The sequence below is a fragment of the Rhizobacter sp. P2_H2 genome, assembly GCF_056403375.1.
Window position 1 is genome coordinate 1 of the sequence record NZ_JBFUFP010001464.1, and the last position, 1056, is coordinate 1056.

Consider the following 1056-nt stretch of genomic DNA (forward strand, 5'->3'; position numbering starts at 1 on the left):
CCGCCGGCCCCTGTGCCGCCGCCGCCGGCTCCGGTGGCAGCGACCCCTGTGCCCGCACCCGCGCCGGTGATCGAGACCCCGGCCTCGGCGCCCGCCGACGTGCCGCCGGTCGCTGCCGCGTCGGCGCCTGACGTGGTGGCCAGTGCGCCGGTCGTGGCCGTCGCGCCGCCGAAGCCTGCGCCGGCCCCGATGCCCGCTCCGGCGCCCGAGCCGAGCTTCCTGTCGTCGCTGCTCGACGACAACCTGCCGGCCCTGCTCGGCGGCATCGCCGTGCTGCTGCTCGGCGGTTTCGCGGCGTGGCGCTTCAGCAAGCGCGCCAAGCGCGACAGCGGTGAAACCTCGTTCCTCGAGAGTCGCCTTCAACCGGATTCTTTCTTCGGGGCCAGCGGCGGTCAGCGCATCGACACGCGTGACGCCGGCGGGGCATCGTCGTCGATGAGCTACTCGCTGAGCCAGCTCGATGCCATCGGCGACGTTGATCCAGTGGCCGAGGCCGATGTCTACCTGGCCTATGGCCGCGACCTGCAGGCCGAGGAAATCCTCAAGGAAGCCATGCGCGCGAGCCCCGAGCGCCTGGCGATCCGCACCAAGCTGCTCGAGGTCTACGCCAAGCGCCGCGACACCAAGGGCTTCGAGCTGCTGGCCACCCAGCTGTTCGGCCTGACCGGCGGCCAGGGCGAGGACTGGGCCAAGGCGCAGGAGATCGGCCAGCAGATCGATCCGGAGAACCCGATGTACCGCCCGGGCGGTGGACCGGCCACCGGCGGTGGCGAAGCGCGTCCGTCGGCCGAGCTGCTGGGTGCGAGCACGATGCCGCAATCGGTGCTGCCGTCGCCGTCCGAGTTCGGCACCAGCGGTTCGCACGGCAGCGGTTTCGACAGCACCGGCGCCGGCATGGACCTCGACCTCGACCTGGCCCTGCCGAGCGGCTCGGCGGTGTCGGCACCGCACCTGCCGGAAGAGACCCAGCCGCTGCCGACCGGCGAGGTCGGCCACTCGCTGGACGACATGAGCTTCGACCTGCCGCTGGATCCGCCGCCCCCGCCGCCTCGCGCC

General features: G+C 72.9%; 1 protein-coding gene. It reads left to right on the top strand.

The window, feature by feature from the left end; genetic code table 11:
• Window positions 1-33: 33 nt before the first annotated feature.
• On the top strand, window positions 34-1056 hold a 1023-nt coding region (locus tag AC1D15_RS33955; protein ID WP_477829532.1), incomplete at its 3' end, for a type IV pilus assembly protein FimV.